A 22,514-nucleotide genomic window follows, 5' to 3' on the forward strand; every position below is an offset into this window, starting at 1 on the left:
TAATGATCGCCCTCCTTTTACCATGACCCTCACGACCATTATATGTGCGATAGTGCAAGCTTGTTTCCACTAATTACCTAATGAACTACTCTCTTAACCAACTTTGGACAGCCGCCTCTAATATGGAAGCAACTCCAGCAACTGCCAATACTGTGATAATCGGGATGAAAAATTGAGGAAAAAAAACATTCCCTCCATAAAGGAATACAGCAACCCACATACCTGTACACCAATAACATGATAATAGCTCACCTATAAACCCTTTTATTCCACCTTTTTTGGGTACAAGGAAGATTTCTTCCACCCCATCTTCTGACATTTCAGGTACTTCATCAAAAAAAGGAGACCTTAAGAATTCCGTTATCTTATCAAATACGATGAGGTGAGTCATTCTAAACACAGCAATACCCAATATAATTATGTCAAGTATCTCCATATTCCCACTCCTTATATAAACTATATCCCGCCCAATTTAGTTAAAAGGGGCATTTGTCCGTTACCCAATTTCCTCTTCTACAATATGTTATTAGTGTAGTGAAAATTATTTAAGGAGGAAATTCTTATGGGTTGCGGTAATCACAGAAGAGATGACATTGCAGGTGCAAGAGACCGCGGTTGTGTATGCCTTGCTGTTCGCGCTATTAAAGATGTTCAAGATGCAGCAGATCAAGACTGTTTTGATTGTAAAAATGATTGTTTTCTTGAGCCATTAGGATCTTTGGTAAGTCCAGTTGGAAATGCACCAAATACTCGTGTTTTCAAACTTTATAATAAAAAAGGAGACCTATTCAAGGTTCACCCTAAACATTATTGCTGGAAAACACCTTACTTCCGTGTGAAGAATGTATTTGACGACTGCTGTGCCACACTTCAAGTATTGAAGAAAGTTCATGTTACAGGTGAAGACGTAGAATCAGAAGACGAATTAATGGGGTTAAACAATAACTTCATTTACGAATTGACTGGAGATTGTATCACAGTTGATCTGGATTGCTTCTGCGCTATTCAATGTATCGATGATGTAAGAGTAGAAGGAGTTTGTGACTAATCAGCACGAGAATAAAAAGCCAGTCGGAATTTCCGGCTGGCTTCTTTTATTTCAATCCAATGATTTTGATCGCCTTTATAGAATTTCTTTTTAACGTGATTTCTTCACCTTGAAACGTTTTGATATCAATGGATGCGCCATCTGCACTGGTTAATACACCACGATACACCCCTTCTTCTGTTTGAAACGCACATGGGAATGGGGCTCTCCCCATTATACTCTGCTGCATATATTCAATTTTCCCATCCAGATCCAGGTCTTTAAATGGGGTAAGTGGTTTAAAGTAACCGTCATGTGAGTGTTCCCGCCCTACTTCACCTTGATTTGGTTCTTCACTATTAGGAGTCTCTTTTATAATGGGCCGAACCTCTTGAGTTTCTCTTTTTACAATCGTATGATACTCAGGCTGCTTTAACCTCCCTAATGGAGCAGCTTCAAATAACTCAGCGCTTTTCCTTTTCATTTCGATTGGCCCGGTGTTTCTTTCTTCTTTTTTTGGTTGAACGATACTTGACGACCCTCTAAAGACTTCCTGCATGCTGCTTTTCACATCATTCAATCTGGGTTGATGTATATATAATAGTGGCTTTTTCTGTCTATTCAATCCTATCCCTCCTTACATTCTACATTTATATGTATGCAGGAACCGCCTATGAGTTTCATATTAGCTATAGATAAATACTATCTCTACATAACAAAAGAACCCCGGCTGCAGTATGCAGCCAGGGTTCCGTATGTCTTTATTTAACCTAATACATGATAACCGGAGTCTACATGCAGGTTCTCACCTGTAATCCCTCTTGAATAATCACTAAAAAGGAATACAGCCGTATCACCGACTTCTTCTTGTGTTGTATTGCGGCGGAGCGGAGCACGCTCTTCGATTTCTTTCAGTATGCTGTTGAAGTCACCTACACCTTTAGCAGACAGGGTGCGGATCGGTCCTGCAGAGATCGCGTTCACACGAATGCCGTGCTTTCCAAGATCGCTGGCAAGATATTTCACACTCGCTTCAAGAGATGCTTTTGCTACACCCATTACGTTGTAGTTTTGCATCACTCTCTCACCACCAAGGTAGGTCATGGAAACGATACTTCCACCTTCAGTCATAAGATCCTTCGCTACTTTAGCAACTGCTGTCAAGGAGTATGAGCTGATATTGTGAGCCAGAAGGAACCCGTCTCTTGTTGTATTCATGTAATCACCAGCAAGCTCCTCTTTATTGGCAAAAGCGATACAGTGGGCAAGTCCGTGAATCACTCCGACTTCTTCCTTAATCGTTGCAAAGCATTTTGCGATGTCTTCATCACTTGTTACATCACAAGGCAGCACTAATGAATCTTCTCCACCTTCCAAAGTCCCGGCAAGATCCCTAACCCCTTTTTCAAAACGCTCGCCTGCATATGTAAAGATTAAACGTGCACCTGATTGATGTAAGGAACGGGCAATTCCCCACGCTATGCTGCGTTTATTCGCAACTCCCATAACGACATATGTTTTACCTTTTAATGAAAGAGTCATTGTAATCCTCCTATTTTATACATGTTATTAGTACCTGATACTAATTCTACAGTAATATACCACAAAAGAAAAGAAGAATTCCTACAGGATTCGCCTTTTAACTTCTTCAATTTGAACTAAATGCCTTTGTTCATGTTTACCGAGAAGCTCTAACACTTGCCAAATGGGCATATCTCCAAATCGATGATGGTTCATGGATTGATTTTTCAAAGCTTCTTCCGTGTATAATTCCAGGAAGCGTGAAGTGTATGACCGGGATTCATCTAAGGCTAGAATTAAATCTTCCTTTTTTTGAAACTCAGAAGTTGGTTCTATTGGTGCCTTCAATTTCTTGGATGGATCATCAAACACGGATAAATCAGCTCTATCTTCACATGTTCCAGATTGATTCTCCGCTGACTCCAGTGCCAATGTTAAAAATCTTTTTTCAGCTCCAGCCAGATGGAGAACAATTTGAGCTATGCTCCATTCCTGTGGCGAAGGCTTTTCATTCAGCTTCTCAACAGGTACATCCATGAAGCTTTCTTTCACCTTATCTCTAATTTCCATTACCTTTGTTTCCCACATTTTCATGCCCCCCTTTAGTATCTCTTTCTTATTAGATATTAGTGATAAGAGTGTAAACTCCTCTAAAAAATAAAACTTCCCAAGAAAGTTTCTTGGGAAGTTGATTATTCTTAGCAATACTCACAGAATTCAAGCTCGCGTTTTAGTTCATCTACATATTCTTTTGAACCGGTGACGATCAAGCGGTCGTTCATGTGAAGTTCTGTATCTCCGTGTGGAACAATGGAATCTTTTCCTCTAAAGATCCGAACAAAGATAACATCTCCTGTAAACGGAAATTTCCGAAGGGTCATACCTTCAAATTGACTGTTCAGCATGCGAATCTCATAAAGCGATGTCTCTTGGTTCGTAAGGATATTCATGACAGATGGTGACTCAATGAGTGCACGCAGTAAGGCTTTCGTTGACAGGAATACAGAATATACTTCAATGTCCTGTTCTCGGAGTGTCTCATGTAAGTCAGGACTCTCTACCCTTACAATGACACGATTCACACCATATTCTTTAGCGGTAACGGCAAGTGTTGCATTGATTTCTTCATCACCGGTTGAGATCACAATGATGTCCGAATCAAAGATGTTGTTCTCTTCGAGCGTGTCTAACTCGTAATTATCAATTTCATTGATGGTAAACAAAGAATCAGCAATATTACGATCAGACTTATCTTGTTTTGTATGATACAAGACAGGTTCATAAAGGGAGGAATGGAGTTCCCTTGAAACCGGCATCGTAAGTTGATTCGCTCCCAGGAATGTAATCTTGAGCTTTTTCTCCTTTGCGCTTTCCCTCGGGAAGAGCTTTTTGAAGAATATTGGCGTAATGATACACGTGATTACGGCTACTAATATGAGCGTCCCACTCATCTGTGCTGAGATGATTTCCATTCTCTCAGCGATTTTCGCAGCTGCAATGACAAGTGATAACGTTGATGTTAGTAAAAATGCTGATGCAATCGTTGTTTTCGTATCATACCAATACTTTAATAAGTAAACCGGGATGATTTTCGAAACCAGGAAAGCAAGCAGAAGTAATGGAATCAACAGAAGCATCTTTTTATCACTGAGCAGTGAGCCAAGATCCAATTCAACCCCTACCATCACGAAGAAGATCGGGATTAAGAATCCATAACCAAAGGAATCAAGCTTATGAACCATTTCCTGATTTGGTGCCAATAATGATACCAGTACACCGGCAAGGAATGCACCTAGAATGTTTTCGGCCCCAACGGTTTCAGATACAGCCACAAGGAGGATGATTAATGTAAAGACCGCTCGTGTGCCGATTTGAACGGTACCTGTCGACAAGCTCTTGATGAAGGAATTGTTCTTCAACCTCTTTGCCAGGAAATATAAGAGCACCCCAACACCGAACAGGATCAGGAGAAGCCACATGTTTCCATGACCTTCACCGTAAAGTGACACGAATACAGCCAGTAAAATCATCGTCACAAGGTCTGCAATAACCGCCACAAGCAGAATGATTTGCCCGATGGCGCTTTTCATGATATGTGCTTCCTTGAGTGTAGGAACCACAACCCCAAGTGAAATCGTGGAGATGATAAGGGTCATTAAGAATGCATTATCAATGAGCCCGAATAAGACGAACAGATAAGACAGGCCAAGTGAAACAAAGAATATCCCGATGAAAATAATAGTCGCTACCTGGAGGCGGTTCGGTTCTTCCTTTCCATTCGGTAACCTTTCTTTTTTCTTCTTACCTCCTGAAAAAGCAGTGAAATCAATTTCCAGTCCACTTAAGAACATGAGGAAGATAAATCCAAGTGTAGACAGTGTTTCCAACCACATGTCCTGGTGAACGATGTCAAATCCACTCTTACCTATTATTAACCCCATAATGATTTCTGCGATGACTACAGGGATAAAATTGAGTTTGAATTTATGCAGCAATATGGGAGTTAAAAAAGCTACAAGAATGACAATAACTAATGATGTAACGGACGCATGCTGTTCCATCTATACCTCCCCCTCTCTCTTCTCTCTATATTAAATAATTCATAAACAATGTCGCTAAACCAAAATAAATTAAAATACTGATAATATCATTTATCGTCGTAATAAAAGGACCTGAAGCGACAGCTGGATCCACTTTTAGTTTGTGCATAAGTAGCGGTACTAATGTACCAGCGAGCGTTGCAACAAATAATGAGACCAACACGGAGATCCCAACGAGAACCCCCAGGAAGAATTCACCTTTCCATACATAGACCACGATGCTGACGACTACCCCGCATGTAGTACCAGTTATAAGTCCGGTTCCCGCTTCACGTATTACAAGAGACATCTTGTTTTCCTTTTCCAGGTCACCGGTCGCAATCCCTCTAACAGCAACAGCAAGGGCCTGAGTTCCCGTATTACCTGCCATTCCGGCGATTAAGGGTATAAACACGGCAAGAATCGCTACTTTATCTAACGTGGCTTCAAATCTCCCGATAAGGCTTGCGGTGAACATTCCTAGAAAAAGTAATGCAATCAGCCATGGAAGACGCTTCTTGGCAGCATTAAATGGACTTCGGTCGATGGAATCCAAATCGGCGATACCAGCTAACTTTGAATAGTCATCAGATGCTTCTTCTTCCATAACGTCCATAATATCATCTACGGTAATGATCCCCAATAAGTGATACTGGAAATCAACAACAGGCAAAGCAAGGAAGTCATAATCTTTCATTTGTCTCGCGACTGCCTCCTGATCTTCACTGACGCCTACAGCCATGACGCGATCACTCATGATTTCGCCTATCATCACATCATCATGGCTGATGATGAGATCCCTTAGGGAGATAACCCCGACTAGCTTTTTATCATCATCCACTACATAAATGTAGTAAATCGTTTCAGCATTAGGGGCTTCATTTTTTAATATATACATGGCAGATCGGACGGTCTGATTCTTTGATATGGCGACAAACTCAGTAGTCATGATACTACCGGCTGTATACTCTTCATAATGAAGTAACTCTTTAATTTCTTTAGCTGATTCATCATCCATGATCGTTAAATAACTAACTACCTGGTCCTTATCCAGCTCATTTAAGACATCCACCGCGTCATCGGCATACATATTCGATAGCATTTCAGCGGCGTATGTAGGATTCATCTCCGCCAATATATCCTGATAATCCTCTTCATCTATATCCAGACTTTCAAAAAGCTCCGCCATCTCTTCAGGAGACAGATAATGATACAGACGGCTTCGCAGGGCTTCATCTATTTTTGAAAAAAACTTTGCTTGGTCATAAGAGTGTAAATGGACGAATTCTGAGCGGAATAAATCCAGATCTTCTTCTTGAAGGGCTCTAATGAGAAGGTCTTCATCATACATTTCTTTTTCTTGTTTATCTCTTTCTTTTGCTTGATCCTGGGTTACTTCAGACATCATATACGCCCTCCTTCTTATCTTGAATTGTATATAGTCGTAATAATACTAGCAAATCTTAAGACGAATGTCTCTTATGAAATGATAACCGTCTTTAATATGGTTTGGGTTATGTAAGGAAGGTATATTAAATATGAATAAACATCCCTTCGATATGAAAGACTGAATCATTAATATGGCATAAAATAAGCGAAAAGAAAAGAAAAATGCCACAGGAAAGTAGGTATCATATGAAAATAGATATAATCGGAGACATTCATGGCTGTTACAATGAGTTCAAAGAATTAACACAGAAGTTAGGGTACGAGTGGACATCCGGTCTCCCCGTTCATCCACATGGAAGACTGCTCGGCTTTGTAGGGGATTTAACTGACCGTGGTCATCACTCGCTTCAGACCATTACAACGGTCTTTCATCTGTTTAAAAAAGGATCTCTTTACTATGTCCCTGGAAACCATTGTAATAAACTCTATCGCTACTTTCTTGGGAATAATGTGAAAATCCTGCACGGGCTTGAAACGACCGTGGCAGAACTGAGTGCCCTTCCCCGGAGTGAAAGAGACCGTTACCGGGATATGTTTCTCTCCTTGTATGAACAGTCCCCTTTATATCACGTGTTGGATGACGGAAAGCTGATCATTGCCCATGCCGGTATAAAAGAAGAGCTGATTGGAAAGCAGAGTAATAGGGTGAAAACATTTGTTCTGTACGGTGACATCACAGGTGAGAAAAATGAAGACGGTACGCCGGTCAGAAAAGATTGGGCTTCGGATTATAAGGGTGACGCTTGGATCATTTATGGCCACACCCCGGTAAAAGAGGTCCGAACCGTCAATAAGACTTGCAATATTGATACAGGAGCTGTGTTTGGCGGGAAGCTGACGGCTTTAAGATACCCTGAGATCGAAGTGGTGAGTGTAGGGTCGAGCATGCCCTTTGTAGAGGATAAGTTTCGGGAGTTTGAATGATGTATAGTAGTGCTGGTTCCCCCTCCAGACAAAAAAAGAGATTCTTTTCAGTTCAACCGAAAAGAACCTCTTTTTTCATTGTCTTTCAAGTAAAATCCGCATATCCCGAGGCATCACAGTCTCCAAATGCACCCATTCTTTTATAACAGGATGAAAAAAAGACAGATTCTTACAATGAAGTGCCTGCCTTCCTATCAACGCCACACTGCCTCCATACAAATCATCCCCTGCAAGTGGGTGTCCGATAAATGACATGTGAACCCTGATTTGGTGGGTTCTCCCTGTTTCCAATCTCAATTCAATATGAGCGAAATCCCGGAACCGCTTTTTCACTCGATAGTGTGTCAGTGCATACCGGCCATCCTGCCGCACTTCTCTTTCAATGATACTATCCGGTTTCCGGCCGATAGGCTCTTCGATCGTACCAATGTCCGGGTCCAACCCACCTTCTGCAAATGCTTCATACGTTCTCTTAATTTCCCGCCCCTTCTGCTGAAGGCTGAATAAATGATGAACGTGGCGGTGTTTGGCTATTAGAACAAGCCCCGATGTATCCTTATCTAATCGAGTAACGATATGAACCGTTGAACCAATACCTACCCTCTCATAATAACCGGCTATGGCATTGGCGAGACTTCCTGTCGGCTCATTCTTGGTCGGAATGGATTTCATCCCCCATGGCTTATCCACTACGAGAACATCCCCATCCTCATATATGATGGACAATGGAATCTCTTCAGCAACTAACGACTCACTCCCTTTTTCTTCAGGGAACCTCATCTCAAGAATATCCCCTTCTGTAAGGTGATATCGGACATTTTCTTCGTTTCCATTAACGGTTATAGTCCCTCCATCAAACTTCACAGCAGTCAGTGTACGTTTTGAGATCTGCTGATCGATTAGAAACTCTCTCATCAGTTTCCCGTCATAGGAAGAAGGGATAACCCATCTCAATGTATAAAATTTCATCGTACACTTCCTAGCCTTAAGTCATTCATCCGCCACAAAGGAATCATGCACCCTCTTCCAGAACGGAAACGGACGGAAGCGGGCAAAACGGATTTTCTCATCAGCGACACGATATTGAATGCTCTTCACATCTTTATGAAGAAGGGATAGATGGTCGATGGTGATCAGAAAATCCGGTCCATTCACAGGCTTTAGCATGCATGTATGATGGGCAGGTAAAATCAAAGGTGATCCGATGGTACGAAATACACGATTATTGATGGAAGCCATCTCGGCAAATTGAATAGCTGGAAGAGACGGGTGAATGATTGCCCCACCAAGCGCTTTATTGTAAGCCGTACTACCTGATGGAGTCGATAAGCAGAGTCCATCTCCTCTAAATCGTTCAAAATGCTGGCCCCTGATTTCCACGTCCATGACCAGGGTTCCTTCGACGCTTTTGACCGTCGATTCGTTTAACGCCAAGTAACGGGTTTCTTTCCCTCCATGCTGATAGCGGATGATCGTTTCTAATAATGGGTATTCGATAATTTGATAAGGTGTCTTCGCTATGGCGATCACGAGCTTCTCGATCTCTTCCGGCACCCAATCGGCATAAAAGCCGAGATGTCCTGTATGAACACCTACAAATGCTGTCTTATCTAACCGGGATCTGTAGCGATGAAATGCATAAAGCAGCGTCCCATCTCCTCCAACCGATATGACGATATCCGGTTGATCATCATCATAAGTTAAATTAAAATCTTGGAGATAGGTCCTCATTTTGTGCATTAATGTATTGGACTTCGAATCACCTTTTGATGTAATCGCAAACTTCATTCGTGTACCCCCTTCAAGTCACTGCTGATTTGGTTAAGAGCTTTTCCCCCGTTGATCCTTTTCCTTTTTGTTTGTAAATATGACTTGGGCTTCCTGAATTTCTTCACGAATCAAGCTCATTTCTTCATCCAGTCTGAATGCTGCTTCAGCAGCGCTTTGAATGCGAAGACGTACTTGCTCGGGAATCTGTCCACTGTACTTATAATTCAAAGAATGCTCTATCGTAGCCCAAAAATTCATCGAAAGTGTCCGGATTTGGATTTCTACCAGAATGTTTTTTTCTCCGTGAATCGTTTGTACCGGATAGTCAATGACAATATGATAGGAACGGTACCCGCTTTGTTTCTTATGGGTCACGTAATCTCTTTCTTCTATAATAGTAAAGTCATTCCGTCCACGAAGCTTTTCCACTACCACATGAATATCCTCCACGAATTGGCACATCATCCTCAGTCCGGCGATATCTTGCATTTCTGTTTCAATATTCGATAGCTTGATCCCTTTTTGATTGGCTTTATCAAGAATACTCGCGATTGGCTTTACTCTTCCAGTCACGAATTCAATGGGAGAATGTGTGTTATGAAGTTCATATTCTCCCCTCATCCCTTTAAGCTTAATCTTCAATTCGTCAACCGCTTGCTTGTAGGGAGCTAAAAATTGTTCCCAGTGATTCATTCTCCTCACCTCTACGCGACTACTTATTAAGAAATATGCTCTCTACCTTTTTAACCATTTCGTCACCGTAGTTCCCATTTCCTTCTATATTGGTCACAAGATAGTCGAGCTCTTCAGTGAATTGATCCAACTCCAAAGAATAATCATCGCTCTTTGCAATGACTGCACTCTTATCTTGAAGTGCTTTTTTCAATTCATCCCAGATCGACTCTTCAAGGTATAAGTATACATATTCCTCTTCATTTTCTGCTAAGTATACGAAAGCATAGCGATCGGAGTCTGCAATAATTTGACCAGCTGCCGTTGTCCCTTGCAGGAGATCTGCTTGCTCGGTATGTAAGTATAATGTACCGTTTTCATATGTTGTGTGTTTAAATTGAACAATTTTCCTCATGCTTTTCTTCATCCTTCCATTAAACAATCAGTATCATTTTAACATAAGACAACCATTTCATCTAAACATTGAAGTTCTCTTTTAATAAAGAGATAATAGAAGAAGTATGCAAGGAAAGGATGCTTGTTATGGCACAGGAAATTGAAATAGAATTCAAGAATTTGGTGACACAAGATGAATTTACGAGATTAATTTCACATTTTCATATAAAAGATGAGGATTTCTCATCTCAAGACAATCACTATTTTGATACGCCGGACTATCAATTAAAGGGTAAACAATCTGCCTTAAGAATCCGGGAGAAGAACGGGACTTACACGCTGACCTTAAAAACCCCTTTAGAAGAGGATCTACTAGAAACGAATCAAAGGTTAACAAAGGAAGAGTCTGAATCTCTTTTACATGAAGGGGCATTTCCTGAAGGAGAAGTGAAAGATGTTCTGATTTCCCTTCAAATCCCCACTGGGTCCCTTCATTATTTCGGAACGCTGACGACCAGCCGGGCTGAAATCGACTATAAAGACGGGCTCCTGGTCTTCGATAAGAGTTCATATTTACAAAAGGAAGACTTTGAGCTGGAATATGAAGTGAAAGAGCGTACATCAGGTGAAGCTATATTCCTGAACTTACTGGAGGAACTAAACATTCCACTACGGGAGACGGATAACAAAATCAAACGTTTTTACCTGGAAAAATTAAAAAAGGATTGACGATTACCGATATAGTATATGAATAAAAGTCTTCCAGAAGAGGAGTTATACTCATGAATGTTCAGCAGTTGAGAACGATGATGGAGTTGCAAGCTCTAAACAGCTTGGGTTCAATATCTTCTGTTCAGCAAAACACCGGCGGGTCCAGTGATCTATTTCAACAACTATTAAATCAGGCACTTCACACTAACCAGAACCATTTAAATATGAATCAAACATTAGGGGCCGTTAAAGAGGCACTGGAAACCAAAACAGCTTTCTCTGTTTCACCTCCCCCTGGACTTTCCGCTTTGAGCGAACCGAACCGGAATGCTCCCCAGGAGATTGATGAAATCATCTCCCGAGCGGCCGATCACTATGGTATCCCCATAAAATTGATTCAAGCGGTTATTAAACAGGAGTCCAACTTCAACCCTAATGCAGTCAGCCATGCAGGTGCATCCGGGTTAATGCAGCTCATGCCCAGTACAGCAAGGGGGCTTGGCGTAAACAACATCTTTGATCCGGAAGAAAACGTATTCGCCGGAACGAAATACTTAAAGCAGATGCTCGATAAGTACAATGGGGACGTTAAACTTGCTCTGGCAGCCTATAACGCAGGTCCCGGAAATGTTGATAAATACAACGGCATCCCACCGTTTCAAGAAACCACTGCTTATGTAAAAAAAGTGACCGATCGCTATTTCACATGACCCCTCAAGCAGGCTGACCTCTACTTCCAGGTCAGCCTTTTCTAATGTATTTCCCTATTGAGACTTAAGACAAAAACTACAGTCTGATAGTCCTGCCTCCTCTTAAATCCACCCCCGCAAAGTTCCCGAAATCGGGATAGACATCAGAAAAAAGGCTACACTAATTTTGAATAATAAGTTGATGTAAGGCTATTTGTTTGAGATATAAATAAATGCTTGCTAGAATAAACATACAATCTAAGTAAAAAGGAGTCATTCTTATGGTCGAGAAACCACAAATGCCTTATAATCTTATCGGCGAAAAGAAACTCTCCATGCTCGTTGAAGCTTTTTATAATAAAGTAGCGAATCATCCCGAGTTAGCACCAATATTCCCTAATGATTTAACCGAGACAGCTCGAAAACAAAAACAATTTCTAACTCAATATTTAGGTGGTCCTGCGCTTTATACAGAAGAGCATGGTCACCCCATGCTGCGCGCAAGGCATCTCCCATTTCCCATCACGGAGGAACGGGCGAAAGCTTGGTTAAGCTGTATGCATGAGGCAATGGATGAAGTCAATCTAGAGGGTCCAGTAAGAGATGACTTTTTTCACAGACTCGTATTAACCGCCCATCATATGGTGAATACAGAAACACCAAAGGGTAATAGCATTGACTAGAACAAATAGCTGGCATCACCTTAAAGGGTGTGGACATGATAAGAAACCACTGGAAATATATATGTTTGTTGACCCTCTTTGCCCGGAATGCTGGGCTCTTGAACCAATCTTAAAGAAATTGCACATTGAATACGGACAATACTTTCGTATTCGTTACATTTTGAGCGGCCAGCTTGCCTCTTTAAACATAGCGACCAAACGTAAGCAGGAAGATTTAGCTCAGCAATGGGATAAAACAGCCAGCCGTTCAGGGATGTCATGCGACGGAAGCTTATGGATAGATAATCCAATTGATTCACCTTATCTTGCTTCTTTCGCCATTAAAGCTGCCGAGCTTCAAGGAAAGCATTCGGGTATCCGGTTTCTAAGGTTTTTACAGGAACGGTTATTCTTACAGAAACAGGACATTTCCAATATCGAGGTACTCAAGGAGTGTGCTCAAGCCGCCAAGCTTGATTTGAGTGAATTTATGAACGATATCAATTCATCATCTGCGTCCAAAGCCTTTCAGTGTGATGTAAAGATCACATCTGAGATGGAAGTGGAAGAAATTCCTACATTGGTTTTCTTTAATGAAAATATTGAAGATGAAGGCTTAAAGATCACAGGATTGTATTCCTACGAGGTATATGTTCATATTATTGAAGAAATGCTTGGAGAGAAGCCTAATAAGCAACCATTGCCTCCACTGGATGTATTTATGAAATATTATCGTGTTGTGGCATCCAAGGAAATAGCCGTTGTCTATGATTTATCCATTGAAGAAGTAGAAAAGCAAATGAAGAAATGGACACTTCAGCAAAAAGTAAAGAGGCTCCCTGCAAAGCACGGAACTTTCTGGAAATATATAAGTAATTAATTATTTCAATATATTAAAATAAGCCTATAAACAAGAAAAGCCGATGTTGTTTCCAACATCGGTTTTTCAATACGAACAAAGGGGATGGGAGAAATTTTTCACGGTCAAACAAAGGGGTATATGTTTGCTTGTGATCAACTTCACACTGATAATATATCACGCATCCACTTGTATTGGCAAGTTGTTTGTATGGTATTTCACAATATTGTCAAAAACCATTCATGTTCCCCTCTCCTCCTTCATATACATGTGTATAAGACAACTTATCACCGGAGGGAAAAGATATGGCATTAAAAATAAAATACGGAATCCTCCTGCTGTTAATCCTGATCAGCTTCTTCATAAACATCCTCGGACTCATGCGCCTTGTTCCGATCTATATAACATCCCCGATCCTCTTTCTCTCACTCCTGCTCTTCTTCCACTCCCTCGGAACCCGCAACCGCTTCAAAGGATTTAAATCAATGAAATGAGGGACGGACCTTTCTTTCTTTCGAAAACTTCCCCCAAAATAAAACTCCCCTTAGAATATTTTCATTTCTAAGGGGAGTTGATTTTTAAACCAGTAGGTTCCTGATCTCTATTTACTGTAACTTTTCAAGCAGTTCTTCCATTTCATTCAACTTTTCTTCAAAGACTTTGCATGCGTCTTCTACCGGCTTGGAGGTTGTCATATCCACTCCTGCTTTTTTCAATACTTCAATCGGATAATCAGAGCTGCCCGCTTTCAGGAAATCAATGTAGCGTTCTACGGCCGGCTCTCCCTCTTCAAGGATTTGCTGACTGAGAGCGGTCGCAGCCGAGTAGCCCGTTGCATATTGATAAACATAGTAATTGTAGTAGAAGTGAGGAATTCGAGCCCATTCCAATCCAATCTCCTCATCAATCGAGATGTCCTCTCCAAAATACTTTTTATTCAATTCATAATATTCTTTTGTTAAGAATTCAGAAGTAAGAGCTTCCCCTTCTTGGGCTTTCTTATGAATGAGGTGTTCAAACTCTGCAAACATGGTTTGACGGAAAACGGTTCCTCTGAATCCTTCCAGGTAATGATTTAATAGGTACAGACGCTTTTTCTCATCATCAATTGTGTTTAATAGATAATCATTCAATAAAGCTTCATTACATGTAGAAGCCACCTCGGCAACAAAGATGGAGTAATGGCCGTACGTGTATGGCTGAGCACTGCGCGTATAGTAGCTGTGAACACTATGTCCGAACTCATGAGCCAGTGTAAATAGATTGTTCACATTATCCTGCCAGTTCATGAGGATATAAGGATTGGTGCCGTATGCTCCTGAAGAGTATGCCCCACTTCTTTTTCCTTTGTTCTCGACAACATCCACCCAACGGTTATCAAAGCCTTCTTTCAGGACATTGGCATATTCTTCTCCTAAAGGCTTTAAGCCATCCAGGATCATGTTCTGTGCTTCATCATAGCTGATGTCCATCTTAACTTCCTTCACTAACGGTGTATATAAGTCATACATATGAACTTCATCCAAGCCTAATACTTTCTTGCGAAGCTTTACATAGCGTTGCAGCAAATGAAGGTTCTTATTGACCGTATCAACCAGGTTATCATACACCTGTTCAGGAATATTGTTATTTGATAATGCCGCATGTCTTGCTGAATCGTAATGTCTTACGTTTGAGACGAAATTATCTTTCTTTACTGCGCCACTTAATGTAGAGGCAAACGTATTTTCGAATTTGCCGTAGGTTTCATACACCTTTTTAAACGCTTCTTCCCGTACGCGTCGATCACTGCTCTCCAGGAAACGAATGAAACGGCCATGTGTGATGTCTACTTCTTCACCGTTTTCATCTTTAATGCTCGGAAACTCCAAGTCTGCATTGTTCAGCATACCAAACGTGTTACTCGCCGCACTGAACACTTCGGAAGCTTGAGCAAGTAATGCTTCCTCCTCCGCTGAAAGAACATGTGGACGCTGGAGATTAATTTCTTCTAAAGCATGCTTGTATTTCTTCAGCTCTTCTTTTTCGTCAAGAAACCCTTGAAGCTTACTTTCCTCAATCGAAAGCACTTCAGGTACTAAGTAGGCAAATTTACTCCCTAACTGTGTATAAAGACTTTTGGCACGGTCATCGAGTCCTTGATAGTATGAATTGGTTGTGTCCTGGTCATAGCGCATATGAGAATATGTATAAACCCTACCCATACGTTCCATAATTTCATCTTGGAAGGCAAATGCTTTATAAAGCTGATCTGCACCCTCACCTAAAGTTCCTTTAAACTCTTCTGCTTTACCCGTTAACTCTTTAATTGCTTTGTATTCTTTTTCCCACGCTTCATCACTTTCAAAAATATCTTCCAATCTCCACGTTAACTTCTCCTCTACCTCTTCCCTGCCAGGCAGACTTTTCGTAGCTGTATCTTTTGACATATACATCCTCCATTCTGAAATCTACAGAAAATTCCTTATAGTTACATTCTCTCTTATCTAAGATTTTCCTGCAACAAAACAATCTTTATCAGACCTTTTTTAATATATGCTTCCATTTAGGAAAAAAATCATGCTGATGCTGTTCGAAACCCGGAAAGTTGTCTGGACAATTCCACGCCTCCAAGAGCTGATATTGCCCACCCTCCATCCTTCTGACCACTTGCATATCCTTCAAGAGAGCCAAATAACTCTTTACTATTTCCTTTAGCAGTTGGTCCCCCCCTACAAAAGGAAGCGCACGGAATTCTAAATATCCTCTATCCATCCTTCTTTTAATTACCTTAACGACTTTTTCCTCTGAAATAAATCGATCCTTCTTCAGACAATCTTTCCATATATAGTATTGCCATTCGATCGCATGATTCTTAAAATGGAGTCCATGAGGGAATACAGGCATTCCAACAAACAAAGGTAAATATAAAAATGTATCCCCTTCTCTATACACTTCCCGTAAAAATAAATCGCTTTTTGCTTTACTATAATGAAGTTTGTTATAGATCCACTTCATTCGGTATTGATTCCAGTTTTTTAATAGATATGGGTGATTGACTGTAGAATGTGGGATGGATAAAGGAAGAGTGAATTGCTCAATAGGGATTCTGACAGGTGCTGCACTAATAAAAGCTGAGACTGAAACAGGTATGAGATGAGTAAATAATGTAAAGCTTCTATCTTCAGGGGAAAAATGGAGAAGAAAATGGTGGAAATGGGGTGAATACCGAATAAACGCTTGCTGAAAGGACGGTAAATGCAGCAATCCCTTTTGTTTTACTGTCACCGGTTGGGTAAGCATCCAAAACGGAGTGATGTTCTGACTGTGATATCCCCCAGTTCTAGAAAGGATGTCGGGAATGGGAATGGAAGAACATTGAATCTCAATGGCAATTTTTTTAGATTCCGTTTTTACATAAATATCAGCGATTTGTTGAAGCTCTTTTATATAATACTCAACACTCACCTCCGTATAATGTTCTCTTAACCTTTCATATAGCAGTTGCTTACTAAGTAGATGTCGCGGTGACTCATGCTGCTTTCCAATCGCACATTGTAACTGTGAATGATGAGCAAAATGTGGAACGTTTTGGTTTCCGATGCGAAGGTTCAATTCGGATGAACAATGAGGACAGAGAAATATAGGACGCTTACTTCGCAGATTCTTTAGTTCCTCTCTTGTGTAATGGATGGTTGAAAACACTTTCTCTCTAAATAACGCTGTTAACATAGAACACCTCCTTCAATAACCATTCGCCAAAAATCGTGAAAATCCTTCAAAAAAAACCTTCAAGCAAAAAATCACTTGAAGGCTTTCTCTTATAATAGAGGTGACATTAAGCGTGAAGTGGATTCCAATAATCGGTAGCCAAGATGTCTCTTTTGAAACTCTTCCAGCTGCAGTTCTTCTGCATCCTCTAAGTCATGTAAATATTCTTTCACAAGAGAGTCGGTACTTGCTGTTTTATATAGAAATGCATTGACTTCAAAGTTTAAATGAAAACTTCTCATATCCATATTTGATGTCCCAATCGATGCCATTTCTTCATCGACAATGACAATCTTACTATGCATAAAGCCCTTTTGATATTCAAAGATTCGGGCACCTGCTTCGAGAAGATCGGGGAAATAAGATCGTGAAGCGTGAAATACAATTCGTTTATCAGGCTTATGGGGAACCAATAGCCTTACATCCACACCACTTAAAGCAGCAATTTTAAGTGCTGAGAAAATATCTTCATCCGGTATGAAATATGGTGATGCAACCCATACGCTTTTTCTTGCAGAAGTGATCATCGAGAAGAAGATATTCTTCAAAACGCTCAACTCATTATCAGGTCCTCCTGCAATCATTTGAACTCCACCATCGTTTGCATTTTCCAATGAATCAGGGCTTAAATACCCTGGAGTCAAGAAATCGTCATTCGTCATATAATACCAATCTTGAAGAAAGATGAGCTGCAGCGTACGTACCGCTTCACCCCTTACAAATAGGTGGGTATCCCTCCAGAAACCAAAATGAGGATTTTTACCTAAGTACTCATCGCCAATATTGAGTCCCCCAACAAATCCAATACTTCCATCAATGACGATGATCTTGCGATGATTTCGAAAGTTAAACTTATTATTGAGAACAGGAATTTTGACGGGACCAAAGGGAACCACTTCAATCCCTGCATCTTTTAATTCAGTTATATAATCCTTTGACAATTGCCATGCCCCAACCGCGTCATAAAGAAAGCGGATTTTCACCCCATTATTGGCTCGTTCAATAAGGATATCTTTAATCTGATTTCCAATATCATCATGACGGACAATATAATATTCCATATGAATGTGATGCTTGGCCGTTTTCAACCATCTGAGGATTTCTCCAAATGTCTCGTTACCATTGGTTAAAAGCTTCGTTTCACTGGAAAAAGATATGGCACTGTTTCCTATTCGCTGAGCAAGCTGAAAGTGCTTTTCCTGAAACAAGCCAAACATTTCAGCATTCATTTCCTTAGGACCAGGCTCAAATTTATTGTAGGTTTCCTTGTCCAATATGTACTTCTTCTTATACATTTTCTCTTTCCGATAGTTTCGGCCAAACAATAAATAGAAGATAAAACCAAGGAATGGGAAAGCACCTAAAACAACTAACCACGTTAATGTTTGAGTGGGGTGACGATTCTCAAAGAAGATAAGAAATCCTATCACAATGACAGAGAAAGTAAAAACCAGACTAATATATTTGACCATACCTGAAAGGTACTGATCAAAATAGAAAATATAACTTAATACGAGAACAGCAATAAATAAGAGGACCCTCACTGTATTTTTCATACCTCTAACACCTTCCACTGGCTTAATGATGCTAAATAAAAAAAATACCGATTTCTAAATGAAACCGGTATGATCCTTAAGAAAAATGTTCACTTAATGTCCCAAACACATGTTCATTAATGACTACTTTTCCATACTCTTCTAGGCGATGAACGGTCATTCGTGACTCATCCGCATATTCAAGTAGTATACTTAACATATTGTCGATATCTTCTTCCGAGAAGTGCTCTTCTGAAAATTTAACGTAAATAAAATATTTATTTTCGAATGCAAGCAGCTTTGTTTCCAAATGATCTAAAGACATGTCTTTCATCCGATGTGATAAAGAAATCGCATCTTCGAAATCATTGAACTTCAAAGTGAAATCCAGTGCCACTTCTGCTTCCCCATCTTGATCCTGCTTGATTTGGAAATGCTGATCCAGAAGCTCCTCTATCCGCTCATCTACAGGAAGTTCCTTAAGTTTATCCTCTGGAATAGGCAGCTCAAATCGCTGACCATCCTTTGAAACCTGAGCTCTTGTAACTAGTACTTCAAGCCCTTTATCTAACGCTTGAACTTGAATCCATAGCGGTCCTTCAATTCCGAAATCTTCCTCTTGATGAACTTCATCCATCATTTCCCAGAAGAGTTCTTCACTTCTTTCACGATTATACCAGATCTCCTCGCGGTCAAAGCCGCGATCTTCTATATCTCCGTAAGATATATAGAACTTGACCGTATTTTCATTAATGCGTTCGATTTCCAATTAACACCTCTCCCTTCTTGCATGATGTTGGTGAAGGGACTACACCCTCTGAGCAATTTTGCTCGATTGCTGGTGAAGATAGAAGATACATTTAGGTTAGTTTGTACCTTGTACTTCTATTTTATGATATAAACACTGAAAATGGAATAAAAATAACACCCATTTTTTTCTTCACAAATCCCACTATTTAACGTGTTTTTGACATTTTAGCGAATATTTGCAGAAAATTCAAGTGTTAATACTTATACTAATATAAAAGGGGTTGACCCGAAAGGATACGCAACGTTCCTTAAAGGGTCAGCCCCTTTTTCCTTATATATTCTCAAACATTAATAATATGATGAGAATGTAAGAATACTTTAGTTTACCATTCTTTGAGCTTCTAGAAGTTGGAATGTACGAACCTTTCTCGGTAGGAATCGTCTGATTTCATCTTCATTGTATCCTACCTGAAGACGCTTCTCATCCAAGATGATTGGACGTCTTAAAAGACCAGGATTTTTCTGGATAAGCTCGAACAGTTCTTGAAGTGGTAAAGTTTCTAAATCTACATTAAGCTTTTGGAATGTCTTAGAACGGGTTGAAATGATTTCATCCGTTCCGTCCTCAGTCATACGCAGGATTTCCTTAATTTCATCAATGCTTAATGGCTCAGAGAATACGTTACGCTCTGTATATGGAATCTCATGCTCTTCTAACCAAGCTTTTGCCTTACGACAAGATGTACAACTAGGTGAAGTGAATAATGTAACCACGAATCATTCACACTCCCTTAAGGATTTTTTTATTATATAGAGTATTTCATTTTAAACATCGTCTGTTAATTAAAATAAGTTTAAATAAGAAATCTCTATTATGTATTATACATGAATTACTGTCCCTTGAACATAGTTTTAACCAATTTGTCAAATTTCCTATACATAGGTTTAACATACGCTATATGATCTCTTTCTACTATGGCTTTACCCGGTTCAAAAAGAGCCTAAACATGATATAGTACATTTTCATTTTTTCATTTAGAAAACCTTATTGCGAATGGACAATAAGGTTCTTTTGGTTTAAAGATTTTTCAGTACATCTCCATCACGGTCTTTGTCTTTTTTCAAGACCTCTTCAACCGGCTGGTAAGACGCACCATAAAACTTCTTATCATTATAGGTGTGGATTAATTCATATGTTTTCTTCATAGAATTGAAGATCAGATCTTCTGATTCGTTGTTTGGAGCCCAATAAAGGATTTCCATTTCATTGATTTCATTTGTAGCGAGGGATCTACGTGCATATCCGATACTGACAGCATGTTCGAATCCTTCACGCTTGTAGAACTTTAAACGCTTTTCCGTGTCAGTGTCATCATAATCCACCGGCTCTACTTCTAAAATAATCGCTTTGTTCTTTTCTTTTAACTTCTCGAGCAACTTATGACCCAATCCTTGCCCGCGGGCATCCTTTGAGACAAAAAGATAATCGATAAAGATAAAATCATCAAGTTCGGCATACATAAGTACGTGGTATTGACCTTCATCTTTATGATAGATGTCGCTTCTTTCTTTGAGTAATGACTCAAGGTGTTCTTTTGATTTCATTTCCTCTACCGGGAAATACTGATTTAACTTTTCATACCAATGCATGGATCTACTCCTTTAAAAGAATTTTAGGTGACATTGACTAACGGGATACAATTATTTTTCTCAGAAAAAAAATGTTTATGTTAGATGTTAGTCTCATCCGTGGGATAAAAATACGGAATCACAGGCTTGAAACACCTATGAAGAGGGTAATGTGGTTGAAAGCGGTTAATCTTACCAATACTTTAATAATAACAATGTTTGAGTATTTTTTCAAATCGAAAAGCCCCATTAAGAAAGACCGGCCTGGAACTTCCCAGACCGGTCTTTTCGATCAAGGTGTATAGTCTACACCTTCTGTATACGTATTACCGGCATCCCATAAAAGGAATTCTTTAATACCTTGATCATTCAATGCTTTAATCTGCGCTTCAACTTCTGCTTTTCCGTAGGCCTTATAGTTTCCACTTCCTAACCAGGAGGCAGTGAAATCCTGCAGCCATGGTCTTGAAATAGGCGGGTTATCTAATTCTGCTAACTTGGAATTTTCAAGCTTGGCATATTCAGAAACCAGTTCATAAGGTTGTAAATCGGGCTTTGCGATTCCAAAGTAGGGAGTCCAGTGACTTGGATAAATCATGGATGAAATCACATCGACGTTTTCAGATATCTTTGAGAAGTTCTGTCCTATCCCAGGCGCCTCTGGAAGCGTTGCTGTATAACCGAAAATGTCTACAGAAACCTTAACTCCATACGGCTCAAGTTTTTCATGGGCGTACTCTACAAAGTCTGTTACTGCCTGCACACGTTTTTGTACATTATCTGTGTCTTGCTCCGCATATTCACCACCGTTATATAGTAGTTCATCGTCACGTTTTTCAAAGCCTTCAGGGAAACGGACATAATCAAACTGGATTTCCTGGAATCCCATTTTGGCGGCTTCGATTGCAATTCCCACATTATAATCCCACACTTCTTTCAGGAATGGGTTCACAAAGGATTCACCTCTGCCATTTTTCCATACCTGACCTCCATCTTTAAAGGAAAGCTCGGGTTTCTCATTCGCCAATACCGTATCTTTGAATACCACAACCCTTGCGATGGGATAAATCTGTTTTTCTTCGAGTGTCTTTAAAATCGCTTTAGGATCTTTGATATATGGCTTACCTACTTTAGCATATGGAGAAGATTCCTCGGGTTCGTATGTAACATATCCGTGATCATCTTTAATATCAATAACCATGGCATTTAGATCCGTATCATCCATTAGTTTCGTTAAGCTGTCAAATCTCGCTCCACCTGCAGAGTGACCGGTAACATAAACCCCTCTAACCGCATCAGGATATTCAAATTTAAAGCCGGAATCATAAGCAAATCTTGGGGCGGGACTTGCGATTTCTTTCTTACTTAAAGAAAGACTTCTCTTCTCGTGGGCAGCCTTCCCTTCTCCTTCAGCATTCGCTGTTTGGAACGGCAATACGCACATTGTGACTAAACATAAGGATGTCGCTACCTTACTCCATTTCAAAATAAACCTCTCCTCTATTAAATAAGCTATCTAGTAAAATATGTAACACCTTATACTATTCTAACAAGGAAATAACTTGAAAGAAAAGGGGTATTACTCCTAATC

General features: G+C 40.1%; 24 protein-coding genes. 7 read left to right on the forward strand and 17 right to left on the reverse strand.

Annotated features, from left to right (window positions below; genetic code table 11):
• Positions 1-85: 85 nt before the first annotated feature.
• Positions 86-436: a DUF1360 domain-containing protein gene (locus ACIFOD_RS02645; RefSeq protein ID WP_113969977.1), complete on the reverse strand. Its 351-nt coding sequence runs from the start codon at positions 434-436 to the stop codon at positions 86-88.
• A gap of 126 nt (positions 437-562) precedes the next feature.
• Here ACIFOD_RS02645 and ACIFOD_RS02650 point away from each other — a divergent pair, with 126 nt between their 5' ends.
• Entirely contained in the window at positions 563-1,048 is a 486-nt protein-coding gene (locus ACIFOD_RS02650) for a CotY/CotZ family spore coat protein (protein ID WP_397553776.1), read from the forward strand.
• 46 nt (positions 1,049-1,094) lie between these two features.
• On the opposite strand, the gene ACIFOD_RS02655 is transcribed toward ACIFOD_RS02650, so the two are convergent.
• The 5 genes from ACIFOD_RS02655 to mgtE form a co-directional block, all read right to left on the reverse strand.
• The gene (locus ACIFOD_RS02655) at positions 1,095-1,652 is read right to left on the reverse strand and encodes a CotO family spore coat protein (RefSeq protein WP_430313369.1); all 558 of its coding nucleotides are present in this window, start codon (positions 1,650-1,652) and stop codon (positions 1,095-1,097) included.
• A gap of 140 nt (positions 1,653-1,792) precedes the next feature.
• Complete coding sequence (gene fabI / locus ACIFOD_RS02660) at positions 1,793-2,569, reverse strand: enoyl-ACP reductase FabI (protein WP_397553774.1); 777 nt, start codon at positions 2,567-2,569, stop codon at positions 1,793-1,795.
• 81 nt (positions 2,570-2,650) lie between these two features.
• Positions 2,651-3,136: a DinB family protein gene (locus ACIFOD_RS02665; RefSeq protein ID WP_430313370.1), complete on the reverse strand. Its 486-nt coding sequence runs from the start codon at positions 3,134-3,136 to the stop codon at positions 2,651-2,653.
• Between the two features lie 110 nt (positions 3,137-3,246).
• Positions 3,247-5,109: a monovalent cation:proton antiporter family protein gene (locus tag ACIFOD_RS02670; protein WP_430313371.1), complete on the reverse strand. Its 1,863-nt coding sequence runs from the start codon at positions 5,107-5,109 to the stop codon at positions 3,247-3,249.
• A 25-nt stretch (positions 5,110-5,134) separates the two neighbouring features.
• Positions 5,135-6,478, reverse strand: coding sequence for a magnesium transporter (gene mgtE, locus ACIFOD_RS02675; protein WP_113970021.1), 1,344 nt, complete (start codon positions 6,476-6,478; stop codon positions 5,135-5,137).
• A 284-nt stretch (positions 6,479-6,762) separates the two neighbouring features.
• On the opposite strand from mgtE, the gene prpE reads away from it, so the two are divergent.
• A complete protein-coding gene (gene prpE / locus ACIFOD_RS02680; protein WP_430313372.1) occupies positions 6,763-7,500 on the forward strand; it encodes a bis(5'-nucleosyl)-tetraphosphatase PrpE in 738 nt (245 codons plus the stop codon).
• A 75-nt stretch (positions 7,501-7,575) separates the two neighbouring features.
• Here prpE and ACIFOD_RS02685 read toward each other — a convergent pair whose 3' ends face one another.
• The 4 genes from ACIFOD_RS02685 to ACIFOD_RS02700 are packed head-to-tail and all read right to left on the reverse strand — an operon-like array spanning position 7,576 to position 10,357.
• On the reverse strand, positions 7,576-8,469 hold the full coding sequence (locus tag ACIFOD_RS02685) for an RluA family pseudouridine synthase (protein WP_430313373.1): 894 nt from the start codon (positions 8,467-8,469) through the stop codon (positions 7,576-7,578).
• 21 nt (positions 8,470-8,490) lie between these two features.
• Complete coding sequence (locus tag ACIFOD_RS02690; protein ID WP_113969969.1) at positions 8,491-9,288, reverse strand: NAD kinase; 798 nt, start codon at positions 9,286-9,288, stop codon at positions 8,491-8,493.
• A gap of 33 nt (positions 9,289-9,321) precedes the next feature.
• Entirely contained in the window at positions 9,322-9,963 is a 642-nt protein-coding gene (locus ACIFOD_RS02695; protein WP_113969968.1) for a GTP pyrophosphokinase, read from the reverse strand.
• Between the two features lie 19 nt (positions 9,964-9,982).
• Positions 9,983-10,357, reverse strand: coding sequence for a hypothetical protein (locus ACIFOD_RS02700; RefSeq protein WP_430313374.1), 375 nt, complete (start codon positions 10,355-10,357; stop codon positions 9,983-9,985).
• Positions 10,358-10,485: 128 nt separating this feature from the next.
• Between ACIFOD_RS02700 and ACIFOD_RS02705 the strand changes: the two genes are divergently transcribed.
• The 5 genes from ACIFOD_RS02705 to ACIFOD_RS02725 all read left to right on the forward strand — a co-directional run bounded on the left by ACIFOD_RS02705 (position 10,486) and on the right by ACIFOD_RS02725 (position 13,753).
• Positions 10,486-11,067 (forward strand): CYTH domain-containing protein, encoded by a 582-nt coding sequence (locus ACIFOD_RS02705; RefSeq protein ID WP_397553385.1) that lies wholly within the window; start codon positions 10,486-10,488, stop codon positions 11,065-11,067.
• Positions 11,068-11,120: 53 nt separating this feature from the next.
• Positions 11,121-11,759 (forward strand): lytic transglycosylase domain-containing protein, encoded by a 639-nt coding sequence (locus ACIFOD_RS02710; protein ID WP_430313375.1) that lies wholly within the window; start codon positions 11,121-11,123, stop codon positions 11,757-11,759.
• Positions 11,760-12,019: 260 nt separating this feature from the next.
• Positions 12,020-12,421 (forward strand): globin, encoded by a 402-nt coding sequence (locus ACIFOD_RS02715; RefSeq protein ID WP_430313376.1) that lies wholly within the window; start codon positions 12,020-12,022, stop codon positions 12,419-12,421.
• Entirely contained in the window at positions 12,414-13,280 is an 867-nt protein-coding gene (locus ACIFOD_RS02720) for a ClpXP adapter SpxH family protein (RefSeq protein WP_397553383.1), read from the forward strand. The genes ACIFOD_RS02715 and ACIFOD_RS02720 overlap by 8 nt, the downstream gene beginning before the upstream one ends.
• 284 nt (positions 13,281-13,564) lie before the next feature.
• Positions 13,565-13,753, forward strand: a complete 189-nt coding sequence (locus ACIFOD_RS02725; protein WP_113969963.1) for a hypothetical protein — start codon at positions 13,565-13,567, stop codon at positions 13,751-13,753.
• Positions 13,754-13,864: 111 nt separating this feature from the next.
• Here ACIFOD_RS02725 and pepF read toward each other — a convergent pair whose 3' ends face one another.
• The 7 genes from pepF to ACIFOD_RS02760 form a co-directional block, all read right to left on the reverse strand.
• The gene (gene pepF / locus ACIFOD_RS02730) at positions 13,865-15,688 is read right to left on the reverse strand and encodes an oligoendopeptidase F (protein ID WP_430313377.1); all 1,824 of its coding nucleotides are present in this window, start codon (positions 15,686-15,688) and stop codon (positions 13,865-13,867) included.
• Positions 15,689-15,776: 88 nt separating this feature from the next.
• Positions 15,777-16,970 carry a competence protein CoiA gene (locus ACIFOD_RS02735; RefSeq protein ID WP_430313378.1) on the reverse strand — a complete coding sequence of 398 codons (1,194 nt, stop codon included), beginning with the start codon at positions 16,968-16,970 and terminating at the stop codon, positions 15,777-15,779.
• An 89-nt stretch (positions 16,971-17,059) separates the two neighbouring features.
• Positions 17,060-18,565 carry a cardiolipin synthase gene (gene cls, locus ACIFOD_RS02740; protein WP_430313379.1) on the reverse strand — a complete coding sequence of 502 codons (1,506 nt, stop codon included), beginning with the start codon at positions 18,563-18,565 and terminating at the stop codon, positions 17,060-17,062.
• Positions 18,566-18,641: 76 nt separating this feature from the next.
• Entirely contained in the window at positions 18,642-19,313 is a 672-nt protein-coding gene (gene mecA / locus ACIFOD_RS02745; protein ID WP_397553379.1) for an adaptor protein MecA, read from the reverse strand.
• Positions 19,314-19,672: 359 nt separating this feature from the next.
• On the reverse strand, positions 19,673-20,068 hold the full coding sequence (gene spxA / locus ACIFOD_RS02750) for a transcriptional regulator SpxA (RefSeq protein ID WP_032089161.1): 396 nt from the start codon (positions 20,066-20,068) through the stop codon (positions 19,673-19,675).
• A gap of 303 nt (positions 20,069-20,371) precedes the next feature.
• A complete protein-coding gene (locus ACIFOD_RS02755) occupies positions 20,372-20,944 on the reverse strand; it encodes a GNAT family N-acetyltransferase (RefSeq protein WP_113969958.1) in 573 nt (190 codons plus the stop codon).
• Between the two features lie 271 nt (positions 20,945-21,215).
• Positions 21,216-22,412 carry a putative glycoside hydrolase gene (locus ACIFOD_RS02760; protein ID WP_430313425.1) on the reverse strand — a complete coding sequence of 399 codons (1,197 nt, stop codon included), beginning with the start codon at positions 22,410-22,412 and terminating at the stop codon, positions 21,216-21,218.
• Between the last annotated feature and the right edge of the window lie 102 nt (positions 22,413-22,514).

Origin of the sequence: Rossellomorea sp. NRS-1567 (genome assembly GCF_050467885.1) — a bacterium.
In the GTDB taxonomy this organism is placed as follows: domain Bacteria; phylum Bacillota; class Bacilli; order Bacillales; family Bacillaceae_B; genus Rossellomorea; species Rossellomorea aquimaris_C.